Consider the following 715-nt stretch of genomic DNA (forward strand, 5'->3'; position numbering starts at 1 on the left):
GGAGACGCAGCCCGGAAACTTGGGCATGTGCGCCGATGTAAAAATCGGGAAGCGGCGAACGTTTTTGCCCCTTGTGTTCCTTGCGATAAGCGAGAAACGCCTGCCCGGCGATAAATCCCGCCTCGTATGGCAGTGGCAGGTGCTCAAGCGGCCAAGGACGAAGCGCTTTTTGCAACTCGCCAGCCGTGCGGTAGGCGATGGAGATCTCCGCGTAAATGAGTGGATTTATCGCTAACTCATCCGTCACCGACACCGCCAGAAGCTGTTCGGCTGACCACTCGCCCCAAACCGGATCATCCGTAAAAATATCGATCAGAATGTTGGAATCAACGAGCACCATGGGCGTTTAATTTTTCGGGGGGGGGGGGGGGGGGGGAGGGGAAGATCCGTTCAGTCCTCCGCGCGGGTTTGACGCATGATGTCTGCCGTTTTCAACCCAGCCGTGGCACCGCCTCGCGTACGGCGAAGCGCATTGCGCAGGCGTTGCATGCGTTCGCCTTCGGCAGGTCGAATCAGCACCCCGTCTTTTGCCGCCTCAAAAACCACCTCTCCGTTGGGCCTGATGCCATATCGCTCCCGCAATTTCAGGGGGATGGTCACCTGTCCTTTCACCGTCAGTTTCATGGTAAGGATTTTCGNGTTAAAAGTATTACTTGTCAAACCCCACTGACAAATGCCGCAGTCCTCTCCCCGCCGCGCTCAATAACGCAACTCA

2 protein-coding genes are annotated in these 715 nt (G+C 57.0%); both read right to left on the reverse strand.

Annotated features, from left to right (window positions below; all coding sequences use genetic code 11):
* On the reverse strand, positions 1-340 hold a 340-nt coding region (locus OBACDRAFT_RS17635), incomplete at its 3' end, for a type II toxin-antitoxin system VapC family toxin (protein ID WP_043587953.1).
* 50 nt (positions 341-390) lie between these two features.
* On the reverse strand, positions 391-624 hold the full coding sequence (locus OBACDRAFT_RS17640) for an AbrB/MazE/SpoVT family DNA-binding domain-containing protein (protein ID WP_043587954.1): 234 nt from the start codon (positions 622-624) through the stop codon (positions 391-393).
* Positions 625-715: the final 91 nt, after the last annotated feature.

Source organism: Geminisphaera colitermitum TAV2, from assembly GCF_000171235.2.
GTDB lineage: Bacteria > Verrucomicrobiota > Verrucomicrobiia > Opitutales > Opitutaceae > Geminisphaera > Geminisphaera colitermitum.

Excerpts from the sequence above, each read along its gene's own strand:
- OBACDRAFT_RS17640 (WP_043587954.1), bottom strand. The coding sequence starts at position 624 with ATGAAACTGACGGTGAAAGGACAGGTGACCATCCCCCTGAAATTGCGG.